The sequence below is a fragment of the Nocardia mikamii NBRC 108933 genome, from assembly GCF_001613505.1.
Taxonomy (GTDB): domain Bacteria; phylum Actinomycetota; class Actinomycetes; order Mycobacteriales; family Mycobacteriaceae; genus Nocardia; species Nocardia mikamii.
Genome location: NZ_BDCM01000026.1, coordinates 1 through 17,511 on the forward strand (window position 1 = coordinate 1; position 17,511 = coordinate 17,511).

At 63.2% G+C, this 17,511-nt stretch carries 13 protein-coding genes and 1 pseudogene; 7 read left to right on the forward strand and 7 right to left on the reverse strand.

All coding sequences use genetic code 11. From position 1 onward, the window contains the following. Nucleotides 1-163: 163 nt before the first annotated feature. Nucleotides 164-439 carry a hypothetical protein gene (locus NMI01S_RS31565; protein ID WP_063002398.1) on the forward strand — a complete coding sequence of 92 codons (276 nt, stop codon included), beginning with the start codon at nt 164-166 and terminating at the stop codon, nt 437-439. Nucleotides 440-2,237: 1,798 nt separating this feature from the next. Here NMI01S_RS31565 and NMI01S_RS31570 read toward each other — a convergent pair. Continuing rightward, nucleotides 2,238-2,576, reverse strand: a complete 339-nt coding sequence (locus NMI01S_RS31570; protein ID WP_063002399.1) for a histone-like nucleoid-structuring protein Lsr2 — start codon at nt 2,574-2,576, stop codon at nt 2,238-2,240. Nucleotides 2,577-3,023: 447 nt separating this feature from the next. On the opposite strand from NMI01S_RS31570, the pseudogene NMI01S_RS36130 reads away from it, so the two are divergent. Then, nucleotides 3,024-3,284: pseudogene (locus NMI01S_RS36130) on the forward strand (transposase); the annotation flags it as partial. A gap of 293 nt (nt 3,285-3,577) precedes the next feature. Here NMI01S_RS36130 and NMI01S_RS31575 read toward each other — a convergent pair. After that, nucleotides 3,578-5,449, reverse strand: coding sequence for an ATP-dependent helicase (locus tag NMI01S_RS31575; protein WP_063002400.1), 1,872 nt, complete (start codon nt 5,447-5,449; stop codon nt 3,578-3,580). Then, a complete protein-coding gene (locus NMI01S_RS31580) occupies nt 5,436-7,439 on the reverse strand; it encodes an ATP-dependent nuclease (protein WP_063002401.1) in 2,004 nt (667 codons plus the stop codon). Before NMI01S_RS31580 ends, NMI01S_RS31575 begins: the two co-directional genes overlap by 14 nt. Nucleotides 7,440-8,189: 750 nt before the next feature. Between NMI01S_RS31580 and NMI01S_RS31590 the strand changes: the two genes are divergently transcribed. Both NMI01S_RS31590 and NMI01S_RS31595 read left to right on the forward strand, forming a co-directional pair. Next, nucleotides 8,190-8,417: a hypothetical protein gene (locus NMI01S_RS31590; protein ID WP_063002403.1), complete on the forward strand. Its 228-nt coding sequence runs from the start codon at nt 8,190-8,192 to the stop codon at nt 8,415-8,417. A gap of 34 nt (nt 8,418-8,451) precedes the next feature. Then, on the forward strand, nt 8,452-9,060 hold the full coding sequence (locus NMI01S_RS31595) for a hypothetical protein (RefSeq protein WP_157126466.1): 609 nt from the start codon (nt 8,452-8,454) through the stop codon (nt 9,058-9,060). 1,838 nt (nt 9,061-10,898) lie between these two features. Here NMI01S_RS31595 and NMI01S_RS31600 read toward each other — a convergent pair. Continuing rightward, a complete protein-coding gene (locus NMI01S_RS31600; RefSeq protein WP_063002405.1) occupies nt 10,899-11,696 on the reverse strand; it encodes an SDR family NAD(P)-dependent oxidoreductase in 798 nt (265 codons plus the stop codon). 184 nt (nt 11,697-11,880) lie between these two features. Here NMI01S_RS31600 and NMI01S_RS31605 point away from each other — a divergent pair, with 184 nt between their 5' ends. Then, nucleotides 11,881-12,999, forward strand: a complete 1,119-nt coding sequence (locus NMI01S_RS31605; protein WP_063002406.1) for an alpha/beta hydrolase — start codon at nt 11,881-11,883, stop codon at nt 12,997-12,999. Between the two features lie 37 nt (nt 13,000-13,036). Here NMI01S_RS31605 and NMI01S_RS31610 read toward each other — a convergent pair whose 3' ends face one another. Further along, nucleotides 13,037-13,597 (reverse strand): TetR/AcrR family transcriptional regulator, encoded by a 561-nt coding sequence (locus tag NMI01S_RS31610; RefSeq protein WP_063002407.1) that lies wholly within the window; start codon nt 13,595-13,597, stop codon nt 13,037-13,039. Nucleotides 13,598-14,388: 791 nt separating this feature from the next. Here NMI01S_RS31610 and NMI01S_RS31615 point away from each other — a divergent pair. Next, the gene (locus NMI01S_RS31615) at nt 14,389-14,790 is read left to right on the forward strand and encodes a hypothetical protein (RefSeq protein ID WP_063002408.1); all 402 of its coding nucleotides are present in this window, start codon (nt 14,389-14,391) and stop codon (nt 14,788-14,790) included. A 154-nt stretch (nt 14,791-14,944) separates the two neighbouring features. Here NMI01S_RS31615 and NMI01S_RS31620 read toward each other — a convergent pair whose 3' ends face one another. Both NMI01S_RS31620 and NMI01S_RS31625 read right to left on the reverse strand, forming a co-directional pair. Further along, nucleotides 14,945-15,817, reverse strand: coding sequence for an MBL fold metallo-hydrolase (locus NMI01S_RS31620; RefSeq protein ID WP_245717114.1), 873 nt, complete (start codon nt 15,815-15,817; stop codon nt 14,945-14,947). Further along, nucleotides 15,774-16,292, reverse strand: a complete 519-nt coding sequence (locus NMI01S_RS31625) for a helix-turn-helix domain-containing protein (protein WP_063002410.1) — start codon at nt 16,290-16,292, stop codon at nt 15,774-15,776. Before NMI01S_RS31625 ends, NMI01S_RS31620 begins: the two co-directional genes overlap by 44 nt. A gap of 304 nt (nt 16,293-16,596) precedes the next feature. Here NMI01S_RS31625 and NMI01S_RS31630 point away from each other — a divergent pair, with 304 nt between their 5' ends. Further along, nucleotides 16,597-17,331: an SDR family NAD(P)-dependent oxidoreductase gene (locus NMI01S_RS31630; protein ID WP_218021177.1), complete on the forward strand. Its 735-nt coding sequence runs from the start codon at nt 16,597-16,599 to the stop codon at nt 17,329-17,331. The last annotated feature ends 180 nt before the right edge of the window (nt 17,332-17,511 follow it).

Genomic DNA, 17,511 nt, shown 5'->3' on the forward strand with positions numbered 1-17,511 from the left:
AAATGGAGACCGCCCACTACTCTCAACAACCAGCCCAGCAACCCGCCGGGCTGTCATACCGATAAGTCTCCGGACTCACCGGGGCGGTTCAGTGCGAGAGTATTGGTTAGCATGGCAGGCGATTTCAACGATCGAACAACGTCGCGACCGCCGCGTCCGAGCGTTGCGCGACAAGATCCGCCACCTCGAAGAGATCGCCACAACCGAAATCGCGGTACACCGAAAGAGCCAGGCTGCGGCCGTGGCGCGCATGAACGAGCAAGGTTATAGCACCGACGACATCGCCGAACTACTCGAAATCGGTCTCAAGGTCGCGCGCCAACTACTTGCCGCCGGACGGGCAGAGCCTGACCCCGGCGCGCAGACGGCACATGGTGAGGGTGAGCCGAGGCTCGACGAGCCCCAGCGGTCTGCAGAATCGGCGGAACAATCGCCGTAACTGGCATCCAGGAACAGAATGCCGAGGGGTCGCCGAACAGACGGTCCGGAAGCGAGCTCCGCCCGGTCTACGGTGGTGAAAGCCTAAGACCGTCTATCGAGGGCGGTTACGCGTCGTTGAAGTAACCCCCGGCGTTCCAGACGATCCCCTGGAAACCGCCTGGGGGAACCGGACGCCGTACCGGGACCCCGGCGGCAGGAGCGAAGGGCCAAAAACACGTGCCACATCGATGGCAGTACACCCCAGTCCGCCACACCGCATACGCCGCAGGAGCGCCGCGGCGAATCCGGGCCGACCGTCGCAGCCTCCGGAACGCGAACCACAGAATCAGCAAAGACGGAAGCGCAAGGAAAAGTGCAGGACCGAACATTCCGACCACGATCCCGGCAGGCGAGATGTCAGGATGCGGTCTGAGCAACACCACCACCGCGATGAGGAGATTCACTCCGGCGGGCACTGCTAGGACAAAGGCGAGGGCCGTGAGGCGCCCGGCACCGCGAAAGGCGGGTTCGGGCGCGAGTGATTGTGCGAGAAAGGTGGATTGGGTGCGCTCGACGAGGGATGAGCCCATGACCGGCATTAGGCCCGATGAACTGACACCGACACCGGAGTGATAGTCGGTGCCATAGACCGTCGAGGTCCCCGAAGCGCGGATTGCAGGAACGCTCTGCACGCAATCGTCGTAACCACAAGAGGGACAAGATATATCGACGCTCATTCGGTTCCGATTCCCTCCGACCGCCGCTGCGCCGGGAAGATCCCAGGTGCGCAACGACATCTCTGCTCGTAGCCGGTGTCGAGATGATTGCGTCCATCGAACACCGGCACCCGGAGCCTGTCGATAGGGAAAACACACGGTGGTGTCACGCATCGGGCAGGTACCTCCTCGTTTACGATAGAAATGTGGCGCACATCATGTGAATCCAGTAGGGACGCCTGCTCGTGACTTGCGCAAATCCGTGAAATACGCGTCGCGCCTCGGCGTGCTTGAGTGCGGCGCCGCCTACTCGGACCTGTCACGTGTGGGCGATTGGTCTACTGACGCCGTCCGGTGCACCAATGGGATGTTCACGGCGGCAATTGGGGGCATGGTTTGCCCCGGAAAATCGCGCGAGTTCTTTTGAGTTCCGCGGTGGCAGCCACAGAGGGCATGATCGCTGGACGACGCACGTGTTGACCCAGGCAGTTGAGCCGGAGCGGACCCTCGTACTGCCTGGAATCAGGTGCGGCGACTGCGGAAAGCGATGGTGCCCGGTCTGAATACCGGAGTGGCTGCGTGCAGCACCTCCTGGTGCGCGGCGGGTGGGAGCTCGACCCGTTGTGGCGGTTGATCGATGCCTCCGGGAAGGACCGCAACCCTGCAGGTCCTCACCGTCCAGTCTTTCGGGGATTCCCGATTCCGTGGATCACGCCGGTCTCTTCTGACTCCACCGGCGAGTTGCAGGCGCATTGGCGAATGGTCCATTGAGGACGACTTGCCACCGCCCAGCAGCAGTGGCTATGTCAACACTGCGGTCTGGGCGCGGACGTGAACGCCGCGGTCGTGGCCGTTTACGACAGCGGGCATTGCCCCACGCCGGCACCGCTGCCTCCCGGCTGTGCGGACGAAATCCGTCTTAGGGTGCCCACACCTCGTCCGAAATCCGGCCAGCACAGTCACGATCGCTCGTGCGCAGGTGCACCGAGAAGGTGTCCGGTCCCGGAAATCGGGCTCACCCAAGACTGGCGAATGCCGCCTGGCCTGTACTGATCAGGCTCAAGCAGGATCGACCTCCTACGCCGACATTGCTGAGGCAGCTTAGTGGGCCTTGTTGTAGGCCTCGACGATGTCCTTGTGAATCCGTCCCCGTCGCGATACTTCATATCCGTTGTCGCGAGCCCAATCCCGAATCGCCGCAGTCTGCTGCTTGTCTGCGTTGGTCCGGGTTTCGATCGTCTTGCTCTTGCCCCGCGGGATCCGACCAACCCGCCGAGCAGGCTCGGTCCACGGTTCGAACGCTGCGCGCAGCTTCCCGGCATTCTTCAGTGACAGGTCGATCTCGTACTCCGCGCCGTCGATGCCGAAGCGCACCGTCTCATCGGCTTTGGACTTCCCGTCGTAGTCGTCCACCAGTTCGACGATGACCTTCTTCGCCATGAAGCACCTTTCAACAGCCGACATGTGACGTGGCGAAATGCTAGTACGCCGTAAGTCTTGCAACAAATCAGGCACAACCAGGTCGGGGGGGTACCTCCGGGAATATGAGTACGTCGGTGATTCCTCGGTAGACCAGGGCGATACTGCCCCCGAGTTCCCGGCGACGCTGGCCGGTTCGGATTGAATCCGGATGATTAAGGCGACACGGTCGGCCGTTCTATCGAATCTGTCGGTGTAATACTCGTTTTATGGTGCGGCGTTGAGGATGTTTTGTCCGACGGAGGGGCGGGGTGGGCAGAGTATTTGACGCTGGTGCCGGCGACGATTTCCACGGTGTGGAAGCCGTCAGAGCGGGTGGAGGGGGTGCTGCTCCACTGTCTCCGGCGCCTCTTCGGGGGTTGGGCCACCCGAGACTCACTCAGAGCAGCGGCCGGCAGCCTTTTGAGGCTGAAGGCCGCTTGTCATCTTAGTCCTGCGACCGCAGGGAAAGTCCTTGAGGCCGACCGGCTGCTGGGCGAGGGCAAGGACATCGCCGAGGGGTGCCGGACATTGCAGATCACCGAGCCACCTACTACCGGTGGCGAAACCAGTTCGTGGATCGAAGGCCGACGACGCCAAGCGGTTGAAAGACCTCGAACGCGAAAACTCGACGCTGAAACGGCTTCTCGCAGAGGCGGGCTGGAGAAGGCGGCGTCGAAGGAGATCGCCTCCGTCAGAGGGGCTGCTGCATGATCGGGTGACAGTGTCACCTCTCCGTGTAGCAGTCGATCCTTGCGGAGAACTTCGGCCGGAGTGCGCCAGCTCAGAATTTTGCGGTGAAGCTTTGAGCGCGTGGGCAACACCGCCCGAGTCCGCATTGGAGCATCTGCCCATGTCGGCGTGTCGGAATGTATTGCTGCAGAAGGCAGTTGGCGTTCTGTTAGATGCTGCGCCGCCGCAGGCCGTGCGAGCTCGCGAGGAACGCCGCAGATCGAGTCGTTTGCTGCTCGATGCGGGCAGTCTCAGGTTCCGCCGGTGAGAGGAACGTGTCGGGCCATTGTTAGTACGAAGTCCGATGGCCCCTTGCTTATCCAGTATCCGTTCCTGGTGTGGTAGCCAGGGCCGGTGATGAGATGCAGCGTCGTTTCGGCGCGGGTCATGGCCACGTAGAAGGTGCGTTGCTGCTCTGCGAACTCTTTCGGCGTGGGACCGCGCCAACGCCCCTTGTCATGGATGTCGCGTGGAATTATGCCCTTGAGCAGCCCTGGCAGTATTACCGTGTCGAACTCTCGGCCTTTGGCGGCGTGGTAGGTGGTGAGAAGGATCTTGCCGACCACGTCTTCTCCCCGTGCTAGGTCCTGCAGTCTGAGGCCTTTGGACCGGCACAGGTGCGTCAGCTCGTCCAGACAGGTGGTGTTGTCCTGTTCAGGGTGTAGTGCGGCGATAGCGTCGAGGGCCAGGTTGGCGCGCAATTGCTGCAGCCAATCAAGGGCAGGCGCTTCGGCGGGGTAGGGCAGTCGAGGGTCAAGGAGGGTCTGTAGCGCTCGCGGCTGGAACAGTCGGGATGCGGGTGGCGGGAGATGGGATTCGATGCGGAGGATGGTTAGGGTGCGAGCCAGAGAGGCGAGCGTCGGTGCCGCCACTCTTCGTAGCATGTCGGGCTGTTCGGCGGGGGGAGCGGTGTGGATCTCGTAGTTGCTGATAGCGCGGCTGGCGCAACGTTGAATGAAGCGAGAGAGTGTGCCAGTGGGAAGCTCATCATCGCGTTCGTGCAGGAAGTCCAGCTGGCGGGCGGTTAACTGTTTGCAGACGGCATCGAGCAGGGGGCCCCGTGCGGGGTAGAGGATAGCGATCTGTTCAGGCTTGATTTGTCGCTGTTGTGCTTTTTGGACGAGGTCGCAGGTCAATTGTGCGTGGTCATCGAGTCCGCCCTCGACCCGCTCAAGGTTGACGCTTCCGGGATGTGCTCCGTCGCGTGCACGGCGTCCTCGCAGTGTTCCAAGGGCTGCCTCCGCGGCGGTGATGATGTCCTGACCGCTCCGGTAGTTGATGTCAAGCGTTAGGTCCCCTGTGAAGCCTTCTCGGGCAGCGAGGTCGGTCAAGTATTTGGGGTCGGCGCCACTGAAACCGTAGACAGACTGGTCGATGTCGCCAACAGCGAACACCGTGATGCCAGCCAGCTCATGCAGGGTGACGACTAGTTCGTGTAAGACTCCGCCGAGGTCCTGGTACTCATCCACGATGAGATGGGGGAAGCGGGCGTGCAGGAGGTCTCGGACGGGTTCGTGCTCGCGGACGATTCGCAAAGCTCGGGTCACCATTGCTTCGAAGTCCAGCTCGTCTCGGACTCTTAGTTGTTCCTCGTAGAGGCGGGCGGCTTGAACTTCCCGTGGGTTTAAAAGATCGAGCGGTTCGTCACAAGCGATGGCGCGGCGTATCCGTGTGTTTTCGCTTGTTCGGTACTGGGCTCGGGTACCTACGATGCCGACCTGATCGAAGCAGTCTTGTAGCAGCGCTTCGCGGGCCGTTGCGTTCAGTATCTGCCCTGCTTGCGGCGCTTGCTCGCCTGTTATAGGAGCGAAGTTGCGGAGAATTTGGTTCAAGCAGAAGGAATGCACCGTGGAGCAGGCGATCCGTCCCTCAGCGCTTACTCCGCTGTTGAGAACTCGTCGGCGGATCTCGTCGGCCGCGCTGTTGGTGTAGGTGATGCAGGCTATCCCGCGGAAGACGGAGATCTGGGTCTGTAGGAGATAAGCGATGCGGGCGACGAGGGTGCGCGTTTTGCCGCTGCCCGGCCCGGCACGCAAGACGACATTGCCTGGGTGCAGGACAGCGGCGCGCTGACTCGGGTGTAGATCGCGGTATTCCCTCAGCAGAGTGTCAGTGATTTGCATCGTCAGTCTGGTTGTTGTCGTCGGAAGGGGAAGGCGCTAAGGCGGCGGGGAACAGGGGAGTGCCGCGCAGTATGCGAGAAATGTTGTCGAGGGCGAGGAAAAGGTAGGAGGCAGCGCCCAGTCGATGTAGAGCCTGAGTATCCACCGGAGCAGCGTTGCAGACTTGGGTAGCCTCGCGGATTAGAGCGGGCAGGTTGACCTGACCGATGTGCCCAGCGAGCCGCTGCGCGAAACGCCCCTTTCCCAACTCCGAGATCCGCTCAATCATGTCCTGACGGAGTTCGAGGTCGGGAGTCTCAGTAGCTTCGTTAGCTACACCCAGACTGACCTCAGCAATAGCTGCTGCATTGCTGCTCAGCTCCTGGAATGCTTGGGTGATCTCATCGCCGAACAGAGTGCATAGGTCGATCTCCATCGTCTGAATGCCGACGTAAACGCCGACGCTCGCCAGGTCAGCGATCAAAGGGTTACGTTCAGCGTGATAGCCGACGGAGCCAGACTCAGGCAGATCTGTGATTCGTTTGAGAAGCTCCTTGACGCGCTCACCATCAGGGTGAAGGTGCACGCCTCGTTTCAGGCCTGCTTCGCGCCGGCCCCGTTTGTCTGGCGCGGCGTCGCCGTCTGTAATTACCACATGGGGCGTATCCAGGCCTGTTGGGCCGAGAAGGGTGCGGTACGGCTTGAAGTCGGTTCCATGGACGCTGGCGATGACTGCTCCATAGGCGTCGAGATCGAACCCAGCCGCGGCGGCGAGTGCTGGCAGGATATACAGCTCGGCGAGGCCCTCGACCAGGATGACGGCCGAGGCGAACAGTACCTCCGCGCGACTGACATCTATGTAGCGTTCCAGATCTGCGACTTCCTGGTTGTTGAGAGAAAGGTTGGCCGTGCTCGCCCCTGCGGTCCCATCTGCGGTGCCACGCAGCACGACGAAGGAGCGCACCGGAGCGACCGCAGCGATGTGCGGGCTGTGCGTGGTGAGGATGAGGGACTGGCCGCTGCGCAGCAAGTACCCGAATAGGTGGCGTTGGAGGCTAACGTGGAGGTGGGCTTCGGGTTCTTCCACAGCGATCAGCGTGGAAACGAACTGTTCGTCCAAACGTTGCTGGCTGAGGGCCTCTAGCAGCAAGCCAAGGTAAATGACGTTGGCGCTGCCGAGACTGGTTTCAGAGATGCCTTGTCGTCGAGCCTTGTCGAGGAAAAGGCGGACGGCGCGAATCAGCTCGTCGGGCGCTGAGGAAGCGAAGCCAAGAGTAGGTTCTACTGCCAGACGTGGGCCGAACATTGCAGACAACCTGTCCTTCAGGTGCTGTTCCAACTTGGCGATATTGCCGTCCTCGGTGAGTTTTTCGACGGCGACGCCGATGGCTGACGCAGTGGCCTTGAGAGTGTCAGGATTTAGTGGTAACCGTTCGAGAAGGTCCCGTAAAGGGCTGCGACGCCAGTTGCGCAGGTCATTCTCGGCATCTCGCAGAGCCGGCAGGACACGCACAGCCAACTCGCGGCGAATGGGCCGAACGTCGTTGAGTTCGTTGGTACCTGCGAAGGCGACGAAATCGTAGTCCTGCGCGGTCAGCGTCTTCGCGACCTGCTGCAGCCCCCCGTCCGCGCCGGTCTCGACGGTCGTGCGGGGCGCGAAGCGGTAGGTCAGCCTGGCAATGTAAGGAGTGACGGCCACAGTTGCGCCAGCGCCGGACAAGATGCTCTTGGCGTCGTCATCGGAGTCGAACCCCTGGAGTTCGACCACGATAGTCACTTCGACGCCGCCGGTCAGGCCGCCGGAATGTCCTTCCCAGATGTCTTCCGCGCACAGCATGCGGCGAGAATCAGGCAAGGAGGGATCGAGTACCAATCGGATTGCCTCGAGTAGATTCGACTTCCCGACTCCGTTCTCCCCGACAATCACCGCATGGGCTGGAAAGTTGTCGATGACCAGGTGCTGAAAGTTGCGGAAGTTGCGTACCTCAACCCGCGAGATGTGCAGACCCATTCGTCCCCTTGCCGAATTAGGTGTGAAGTTCTGTCGTGAGCCAGCATCCCAGAACCCCTGTGTACGAGCGAGTAACAAGGTCTCCTCCTCGAGACAGCAATGCCGGAGGTATTTTCGGCACTTCGGCGTCCACATGACCAGGCGGCGTTGTGGTTCTGGCCGAGCAGTGGGAACCGCTCGCGGTCCTGCGACGGCACCGGTATGCGGCCGGTCCCTGGATGAGCCGAAACCATCTTGGCTGCAAAGGCTTTCAGCGGGGCGCTGGTGTCGCAAACACCGCACGATAAGAGCAGCTACCCCACCAATCCGCGGTGTCGTCGATCTTGATGCAAACCTGGCGTGCGATCTCGATCCTGTCTGTGGTTGCCGTCTACAGCTATGTGCGGCAGCGCCTCGGGTGGCCGCCGAACGTTCCGGCCGATGTCTTGTCGTGCTTGTACCTGTATTTGATCTGGTCGCATCACCGGTTGCGGCCGTCGTGCACGGACTGCCGCGACTGGGCGATGACGGTGACATGAGCCTCCCCTGATCCCGTCGAGAATGCCACGCGTTAGTCGAAACGTTCTGCGCCGCAGCGGGTATATGCATCGAGCAGCGCAGGGGCGGTCTATCAGAAAGGACTGTTGATCATGGGTGTCCGCATTGGTGAGGTATCGGACCGGTCAGCTGGTCGATGCCGATACGTGCACCGCGAGGAACTGGCAAGGATATCGGTCAGCTGATCACCTTTTCCCCGACGATATTTGGTGAATGCTGTACGCGATCTTCCTGTTCTACAAGAACCTCGCCATCGGCATCGTTTGGGTTGTGCGGCAAGGTATCCGGTTGTGGCAGGAGCGACAAGCCGAGCGGCAAGCGGTCCGGCAATGTGCGGATGCCCAGCGTGCCGCGTATCTCGCCGGTGATCCGTCATGGATCTATGCACAGCATCCGCCGGCCAATCCAGTGAGCAGCGATAACGGCTCGCCCCGGTCCTGACTAGATTGACACGATGAGAGTTGAGGATTGAGCATTGGAAGCAGATACCGTCGTGGCCGTCGTGGCCGTCGTGAGCGCAGTGATCGCCGCCGTTAGTGCCGTCATCGCGGGGCGGCAAACGGTGATCGCGCACAGGGCGTTGGCGGCGGCAGACAAGTCGGCTGAGGCGGCGAAACAATCAGCGGACACCAGCGCGGCCCTTGCTGCCATAGAGAAGGATCGCTTTCACAGAGAGCGCCGACCACGTTGGTGGCCTATCGTCGAGAGGACTCAGAATCACAGTGTTCTCCGGCTTCGTATGAAGCTGGAGGCAGGGGATGTAGACCGGGTCGTCGTGGACTTGTTGGGCGATACCTTGCCGATGCGGTTCGCTCTTGAGCAGCCGGAACTTCCTGGTAGGAAGGTGGACTCGAATTCGCATGCCGAGTTCGGCGTTGTCCGAGAGTCCGATAGCGCGTTTTGGAAGATTGAATATCCGTCTGAGATGCAGTGGGTTAAGGAACAGATTGTTGTCACCTCGCACTTGGGTGACGACTGCTGGGATGATGTCCTCCGCCTCAATCAACAGTCGATCGGCCAGAGCTCGTTCGAGGAGGACCTCCCCGCGCGGCGGCGGCTGGGCCGGACGTCGGATCCCACATGACTTGACTGGCCTTTCTGAGGTTGTCTCATCGCCAGTGATCCGGCGACGTCCTATAGGTCCGAGCGAATCGGCGACAACGACGGGGGCCGGTAGTCAGCGGCGCTCGGCTGACGAGCTCAGGGATTACTGAAGATTCGCTATCGGCCTGAATTCGGTGGCCTTTCGGGCGTGTCGACACCCGGAATCGGCTCATGTGTGGTTGTTGCGGTGCCCATGCCTCTGCTGAGAACTGACGGGCCGTTGCAATCGCGCGCTGTTGCGGTGATCTGAGGTGCCCCACAGAAATCTCACGTTTTTGATGGGAAACGTTGGGGTTCGTCGGGGTTCAACGCGCCGCTCCGAGGCTACTGTAATAGGGATTGATCAGGCATTATGAGAACTGCTGCGAACCGGTCGGAGCGCTTGAACGTGTGTCAAGTGGTCGCAGGTTCAAATCCTGTCAGCCCGACCAAGAAAATCCCCTCCGACCAGCATCGGAGGGGATTTTTGCTTCCGGCGCCCAGTCGCTGCTGACCGCCGGTGTGCCTAGAGTGTGCCAACGCGCAGAATGCCGCCTGCTAACCCCGCAAGGGTTAACCATCCCACGACTCCCGCGCGAGAGCTCGCTGGTCGAAAGCAGCCGGGTGCTGGTCAACAGCGTGTGATGGCGAGGCTCCGTCGCTGGATGATTGCCGGAAGTGCGCTACGTGGTCTGGGGCGCGTGCCGGCGTCGATGCTGGCGACCGCGGGTCGCCCGCCCGACAACTCGGATCTGTGGGCGTTCGAGATGAAGTGGGACGGAAGCGGGTGGGTTCGCAGATTCCGGTAACGCTGAACTGAGGAACCAGTTCGGCTCTGGCACTTGAACTCCCACGGGTTCGGGGTGTTCTTACCGCAGCAGATTCCGGCCGGTAACACTTGGCACTGGCTGCGTAGCGGCTACCGAGCGGCAAGCCCAGCTGTGATGTCGTTTGCCATCGTCGAGGGATCATCATGGTGCCAGTCGTGGGACCACCGCGAGTGGACGATCAGACGGGAGAACGTGTTGCAGATTTGCGGGCGCGGGCCGGTCGCGGCGTTGGCGGCGGATGTCCGGTAATGCCGATGACCGGAAGGCACACGACCGGCTCTTCGCAGTTGAAGGTGTAGAGCTGGTGGGCGCGTCGGTGGCGGGGTAGGGGTCGAGGTCCTCCGAGGATCGGAAGTTCTCTCGCTGTCGAGCCTCGCAAGGCGGGCTGCCTGGCCGCGTGAATTACGGGCAGTATCCCGGGCTATTCGTCGGGCTCGAAGCATTGGCTGAGTAGGGGCGCCACATCGAAGTCGATCCCCCCGCATACACCCTCCGTCGGGAAGATCCCCACAACCCTGCCCGGGACGGGTTACCGGCACCGTTGAGGCCGTGTTGCCTTGTCGGCCAGTCGTTTTAGGATGCCGCCGTGAGTTCCATCATGACCGTGCACCCGGTCGATCGCGCTCCCGTCGATGCCACCATCGGTTGGACGAGGCACTGTTCGAGTCGGTCACAGAGCATTGGGATGATCCCGAGGAGGGCGGCGAGCGTATGTGGGGGTGTGGAGATGTCGCGCTCGATGCCAAGGGCGCGTTGCGTGCCGTCATCAACGGCGGCCCTACGCCGAGGACTGCGGATGGGCAGCGAAGGCCGCCGAGAAAGACGTCATGGTGTTCTGGGCAGGATCGTTCTCGACGTCAGCAAGCTCTCATCCCGCTTATCGAGCGCTCTTGCTTCTGGTCACGATCAGTAACCAGGACCTTGCTGGTCACATGGTTGATGCCGCGGAGAGATCACCTGAAGGCGCTCGGGTGAGGAGCCGACGTACGCGTGCCATCGCGAGGCGGGTTCAGCTGTTCTTGAAAGGGTTGAGGGTCTTTCCGGCCAGATAGCTCAGGTGGGTGGGGAGGGGTTTCATGGCGGCGGCGGAGATCTTGTTGAGGGTGCCGGGCACGCACACGGGCTTGCCCTTCATCACCGCGGCCCAGCCTTCGGTGACGACGGCTTCTGGCTGCTGCCAGAGGATTCGGGGCAGATGGTCGGCTTTGTCGCGAGTGCCCATGACATCGTGGAATTCGGTGTGAGTGAAGCCGGGGCACAGGGCGGTGACGTGGATGCCGTGGGGTTTGAGTTCCATGTCGAGGGCCTGTGAGGTGTTGAGCACGAACGACTTGATGCCGGTGTAGAGCAGGCTGGCCGCCGGCGGGGCGAACGCGGCGACCGAGGACAGATTGACGATACGGCCCCAGTTACGTTTCTTCATGCCGGGGGCGACCAGGTGGATGAGTTCGGTCGGGGCGGTCACCATCAGCTGGATTTCCCCGGCCAGGGCGTCCCACGGTGTGTCGGCGAACGCGGTTTTACCCGACAGGCCCGCGTTGTTGATCAGGACATCGATGTCGAGGCCCTGCTGGTCGGCGTGGTTCACAATCGCGGCGGGTGCGGCGGAGTCGGTGAGGTCGGCGGCGAGCACCTCGCAGCGCACGTCGTGCCGTTCGGTCACCTGCGCGGCGAGTTCCTGGAGGCGGTCGCCGCGGCGGGCGACCAAGAGCAGTTGGTAGCCGCGCGCGGCGAGGTGGCGGGCGAACGTCGCGCCGATGCCGGCCGAAGCGCCGGTGATCAACGCGGTGCGGGGGGATGTGGTCATGGTTCCTTCGTTCGGGTGGGCCGCGGATGTCAAGGGAGCCCGCCTCATCTTTCGCTTTCTTGAATGATCATCAAGAAGGGTAGCGGCTTCTTGACTGGCGTTCAAGAAATCCCTACCGTTGCCGCATGATCTTCTTGGATGACGTCCAAGAAGAACTGCGACGAGGCGGAAAAGGGCACACGGTATGACAAGCGGCGGGCCGGATCGGCACGAGGGAACAGCGGTACAGCGACGTGAGGTCGCCTTCGCGTCCGGGACGGACATGTGCGCAGCATGGCTGTACACCCCGCCCGACTCGCGGGGCCCGTGGCCCATGGTGATCATGGGCCACGGGTTGGGAGCGGTTCGTCAGATGCGCCTGGATGCTTATGCTGAGCGGTTCGCTGCAGCGGGCTGGTCGGTGCTGGTGTTCGACTACCGCCACCTCGGCGCGAGCGACGGATACCCACGCCAACTACTCGATATCGGCAAGCAACGCGCGGATTGGCATGCCGCCCTGGCCTTTGTGCGCACCCTGCCGGAGGTCGATGTCGACCGGATTGCGTTGTGGGGCAGCTCTTTCGGTGGCGGACATGTCGTTCAGGTCGCTTCCGAAGACAGCCGCATCGCGGCGGTCGTGGCCCAGTGCCCCTTCACCGACGGACCGGCGTCGTTGCGCTCGCGGCTACGAACCGGCCCGCTGAGCGCGATCGCGCTGACGGTGGCCGGCATCCTCGACACGGTCGGTTCCCGGTTCGGCGCGAAGCCGATCCTGATGCCGATGGCGGGGACGTCTTGGATGCCCGCGTTCGTGGCCTCACCCGACGCCCTCGCCGGTGCCTCCGCACTTCTGCCCGCGGGGACCCGGCTCTCGCGGCGCACCAGCGCGTTGTTGAAACGGCTGCCCTCGGTGCGGGCTCAGGTGTCGACGAACATCGAGCTGACCGAGATCGACGGTGGGGGAGAACCCGTGACCGTTGTCGGCCGCGACAGCATATGGGGTGTATTACGCGGTCCGGCCGGTGAATTCGATGCCGCCAACGCCCTGGCCGCACGGCTGGTGCTGCACCTTCCGCTCTATCGGCCCGGTCGCGCGCTCGCTCGCTTCAGCACTCCGACGCTGCTGTGTGTCTGCGACAACGACGCGGCCGCGCCCGCGAAGACCACGAAGCGACGCGCGCAGGGCCTGGCACACGTGCACGTCCAGAACTACCCCTGCGACCATTTCGACATCTACGTGGGCGAACACTTCGAACGCGCCGTGCGTGACCAAATCTGTTTCCTGGCAACACAATTCGGCTACACCGCACGCAACACGCAGTAGGTCGCCCAGGGCTCGTGGACGTGCGCAGACCCAGCAATCAGCCGGCGGCTGCGGCAAGACCGCGAGCGCCGTTCAACAACGTCTCGATCACCGCGCGCCGCTGCGCCTGATCCGTCGGATGCGTCAGCAAGCCCTCGACAACGAAAACGCCGATCGCCACCAGCGGATCCACTTCGTCACTGGGCACGCCGAGCTCGATCAGCTCTGCCCGGAACAATCCCTCGGCCAGCGCGTGGAACTGCTCGTGCCATTCCTGAATGGACGCGGACTCCTCGGCGCGTGTGTGGACCGTGCTCACCAACCGGCCCAGCTGTTCCAATTCCCCGACCAGCCACAACAGTCGATCAGCCAGGCCCGAGCCCAGCAGTTGGCTGTAGGAGGCCATCGAGTCGCCCAGGACCGCGTCCAGGACCGCGATCAATACCGCGTCCTTGTCCTGGAAGTACCAGTACAACGTGTTCGACACCACCCCGGCGTCGCGGGCGATCCGCGTCATCGACGCCGCGTCGTAGCCTTCGTCGACGAACAACCGCCGTGCAGCGGCCACAATTTCCGCACGCTTCTCTTCTCGATCACGTGGCCGTCTGTTCCGAGGCATCTCCAGTCCTGACTCATCATCTGGCGTTGACCCAACCCTATCTTGGACAGCCCCCAAGGCCTCGTCACACCCGATGCCTCGAAACGTCCTGTACTGCCGCATTCCGGTCCGTTCGAGCAGGTTCGGTCGACGGCGAACGACGCGAGAACCAGTTCTCCTTCCGCGCTCTCCATGGTGGTCCCACGACTGGCACCATGATGGTCCCTCGACGATGGCAAACGACAGCGGTCAGATGGGGTCTCCTGGAAACTGCTCGGGGTGGGCGGCGTGGATGTAGCGGATGGCGGTGGTTACGCCACTACCTCGCAGATGAAGCAGGAGCTGGACCGAACTCGCCGCGCATAGGCTTCGACATCGAACGGAATACGTTGCATACCAAACGATCCTGCCGACTCGGCCGCGGTGCAGCCACCGCCGGTTGGGTGCTCCACCGGCAACCAGGCTGCCGAACATTCGCGGGTCGAACCCGGCCTCGTGGCCACGGTGTTCTACCGGGAATTCACCACCACGTTGCGCCATCCCGGTTGGTCCGGATTGCGCGCAGACCGGAATGCCCGCGATGTCGGAGTGCCCGACTGATCGACTTCACCTGGTTCACCCGGCGGTGTTTGGTTGTCCTGCGGGACAGGATCAGGGGACCGCAAGGCGGACCGATCCCGTGTCAGTGACCGCATCAGGTCGCCATCAGCGTGCTGTCAGCCAGGCCGGACACAGTAGGTCCATCGAACAAGACGGCCCCGGCCAACGAATCGGCCGGGGAACTGCCACAACAGATTTCGAAGGAGACCACCATGTCCGCCACCCTCGCCCTGACCGCCCAGGACCAGCTCACCGTGCGCACCGCCGCCTACGGCGCGGTCTGTCTGCTGGCCGCCGGGTCGCACAAGCCGCACAGGGCCGCCACCGCGGGATCGACGGCACTGCTGTCGGCGACCGGCATGGTCGGACACGTCCTCGCGGCGAAGTCGAAGGACATCGAACTGGCGGGCAAGTCCGTCGCCGCACTCGCCGATCAGGTTCTGCCCGCTCTGACGGCCGCGGTCACCCTGCTCGAACAGTCCGACCCCGCCGAGGCCGACAACTTCCGCACCACCGTGCAGGTCGCGATCGAGGCCGCCACCGCCGAGGTCCACCCTGGCCCCGTCACCACCGAGATGATCCGCAAGATCACCGCCGCCTTGCACGCTGCGTAACCCGCTTACGAACGCTCGCCGACACAAACGCCGCCAGGTAGCACCTGGCGGCGTTTCGGCTTGTCCTCGCAGGACGGGATCAGAAGACCGCGGCGTCGAGGGGAAACGACAGGCTGGTAAGCAGGCGGCCTGCCGAGTGTGTGGGGCAGCTGTCCTATCCGTCGCCTCGCCATGTGAGCAGGGGGGCGCCCGCGAGCACGTCACCGTGGCCGACACAGACGACGTCGACGTCGAGTTCGGCCAGCCGGCGGGCGGCTGCGTCGACGGCGCCGCTGTCGAGGTTGAACACACCCGGCATGGTGACACCACGCACATTGGCGAGCGTGTCGCCGGTGAACAGCAGACGGTGTTGCGGCAAATGGAGCGCCAGACTGCCCTCGGTATGGCCGGGAACTGCCAGAACCTCTGCGCCGCCGCCGAAATCGAGCACTTCGCCGTCGCGTAGCTCGCGGTGTACCGGAGCCGGGCGCGGGGGTGCGCCCAGTTCGAGAGCCTCGGCGATCGGGCGTTCCCAGTCGCGCAGGACCGGAGTCGGCTGTGGACGTTCGCCCCGCACGATGTCGGCGTCCGCATGGTGCACCCAGATTTCGGCTCCCCACTCCGCGAGGTCGGCCGCCGAACCGATGTGGTCGTCGTGGGCATGGGTGAGAATTACCCGCCGCACCTGGTCGCGGGTGAATCCCCAAGCGTGAAGGGCCTTTTCGATCTCACTGGCTGCCCCTGGCAGACCAGTGTCGATCAGTGTCACGCCTTCGGGATCGCTCCACACGTAAACATTCAGGTCGTTGGGCGGGGAGAACCGCAACGCCGTCAGCTGCGGTAGCACGGAAACGATCTCCATGCACGGCACCCTATCGAGAGCCGGCGGCCCGTTCCCGCCTGATCTGCTCTGAGCAGAGATACCGAATATCTCGAGGGCCGTGCCGCAATGGCGCGCCATAATGGCGCTTTCGATGGAGCGCACACCGCCGCGCCGGCGCCTCTCATCGTGGATATCGGACGAGCAGTAAGGCTTCGACATCTTCATCGAGCGCTTGATACACATGCGGGACATCGGCGGCCCAACTCCCGTGCGCGCCAGGGCCGATCGAGATCGGGGACGCGAGGGTGCCTACCCGCGCGGTGCCGGCGAAGATGATGATGTGTTCGGTCGTGCCCGGTGGGTGTGCCGGCGATTCCTGCCGCTGTCGGGCACGGATCCGGATCCGATAGGTCTCGGTGACCGACAGGGGCGCCTCGAATCGTTCGGTGAGGATCGCGTCCACCGCCTTTCCGGAGATCCTCGCCCCCGCCCCGATGGATTGGAAGGCTGTGCTGAGCGGCACCTCGAGCGCGGTGGTGAGAGCGTAAAGCGTCTCCAGGGTCGGATTGCGCTGCCCACTCTCCAATTCCGACAACGTTCCCTTGCCGACCTTGGATATGCGGGCCAGTTCGGATAACGAGATACCCCGTGCCTCGCGCAAGTGCCGCACTCGCTCGCCGACGCTCGCCGCCAGATCCATGATGTTCCCCTCGACTGTCGACGCGGATCGATGACATCTTCATTGTTCTGCATACAGAACGATTCGGCATGCAGTCGACCCGCGAGGAGGGTGCACGCAGTGTCCGGGCCCACCTTTCCTGTCCTGGTGGTAACCGGGTTGAGCCGGGGCCGGCGCGGCAGTACTGTTCCGTTCAGGGCGTTCTGTTTACAGAACAACAGAGCGGGATTCGTATCCGAGGGAAGCGATCATGATCCGGAAACTCACTTCACCGCAGGCTGTCGCCGGACCGGCAGTCGCACCGTGGGCTGATTTGACTGGGCAGGTGGCGCTGGTCACTGGCGGCTCGTCCGGACTAGGGCGTGCCATCGCAACGGGGCTGGCAGCCGCCGGCTCGACGGTGATCGTCGCCGGGCGGCGACGCGAGGCAAGCGAACGAGCCGCAACCGAGATATCTACTCGCACCGGCCAAATCGCCGAGGGCGCGTCCTGTGACGTGACCAGCGAGGATTCCGTGCACCACGTCGTTCGGACCATACTCGACAGTCACGGGCGCCTGGACGTGCTTGTCACCAGCGCGGGTATCCAGGCCCGCGGCGGTCTCGACACGCTCGACGCCGGTACATTGCGCGACTGTCTCGACGTCAATGTCGTCGGCACATTTCTGGCCTGCCAGGCGGTCGTGCCGACGATGCAACAAGCTGGATACGGTCGCATAGTCACTCTCGCCAGCGCCTTGGGGCTGGTCGGAGCCGCGGGCCGTGCGGGCTACGCAGCGAGCAAGGGTGCGGTGGTCCAGCTCACCCGTAGCCTCGCCGCTGAACTGGCGGGTACCGGAATCTGCGTCAATGCGCTGGCACCGGGCCCGTTCCGCACAGCGTTGAACGACAACATCGACGGCGATCCCTACGTCCGGGAATTTCTCGACCACCGAGTTCCGATGCGCAGGTGGGCTGACCCGGAGGAACTCGTCGGCGCGGCGGTCTTGCTCGCCAGTCCGGCAGCTTCCTACCTCACCGGCGCTGTACTACCGGTCGACGGTGGATGGACCGCGCACTGAGCACGCCACCCACCGATGAAGCCGCACAGCGCAGACCGCGAGACCGTTCGCGGGCAGGCCGGCAGGCCACCGTATGGCCCGGCGCGGAACTGCTCATCTGCGACCGGTCCGATCACCGCGCAATGCGGCAGCTCAATACGTCGACAGTCGTCGGCCCGAGACCAACCCGGTCGCCCTCGT

What these genes read in the sequence shown, in the direction of transcription:
- NMI01S_RS31570 (WP_063002399.1), bottom strand. Translation starts at nt 2,576, where the DNA reads ATGGCGAAGAAGGTCATCGTCGAACTGGTGGACGACTACGACGGGAAG.
- NMI01S_RS31625 (WP_063002410.1), bottom strand. Translation starts at nt 16,292, where the DNA reads ATGGATCTGGCGGCGAGCGTCGGCGAGCGAGTGCGGCACTTGCGCGAG.
- NMI01S_RS31575 (WP_063002400.1), bottom strand. Translation starts at nt 5,449, where the DNA reads ATGCAAATCACTGACACTCTGCTGAGGGAATACCGCGATCTACACCCG.
- NMI01S_RS31620 (WP_245717114.1), bottom strand. Translation starts at nt 15,817, where the DNA reads ATGAAGATGTCGAAGCCTTACTGCTCGTCCGATATCCACGATGAGAGG.
- NMI01S_RS31600 (WP_063002405.1), bottom strand. Translation starts at nt 11,696, where the DNA reads ATGACCACATCCCCCCGCACCGCGTTGATCACCGGCGCTTCGGCCGGC.
- NMI01S_RS31605 (WP_063002406.1), top strand. Translation starts at nt 11,881, where the DNA reads ATGACAAGCGGCGGGCCGGATCGGCACGAGGGAACAGCGGTACAGCGA.
- NMI01S_RS31580 (WP_063002401.1), bottom strand. Translation starts at nt 7,439, where the DNA reads ATGGGTCTGCACATCTCGCGGGTTGAGGTACGCAACTTCCGCAACTTT.
- NMI01S_RS31610 (WP_063002407.1), bottom strand. Translation starts at nt 13,597, where the DNA reads ATGCCTCGGAACAGACGGCCACGTGATCGAGAAGAGAAGCGTGCGGAA.
- NMI01S_RS31590 (WP_063002403.1), top strand. Translation starts at nt 8,190, where the DNA reads ATGCTGTACGCGATCTTCCTGTTCTACAAGAACCTCGCCATCGGCATC.
- NMI01S_RS31615 (WP_063002408.1), top strand. Translation starts at nt 14,389, where the DNA reads ATGTCCGCCACCCTCGCCCTGACCGCCCAGGACCAGCTCACCGTGCGC.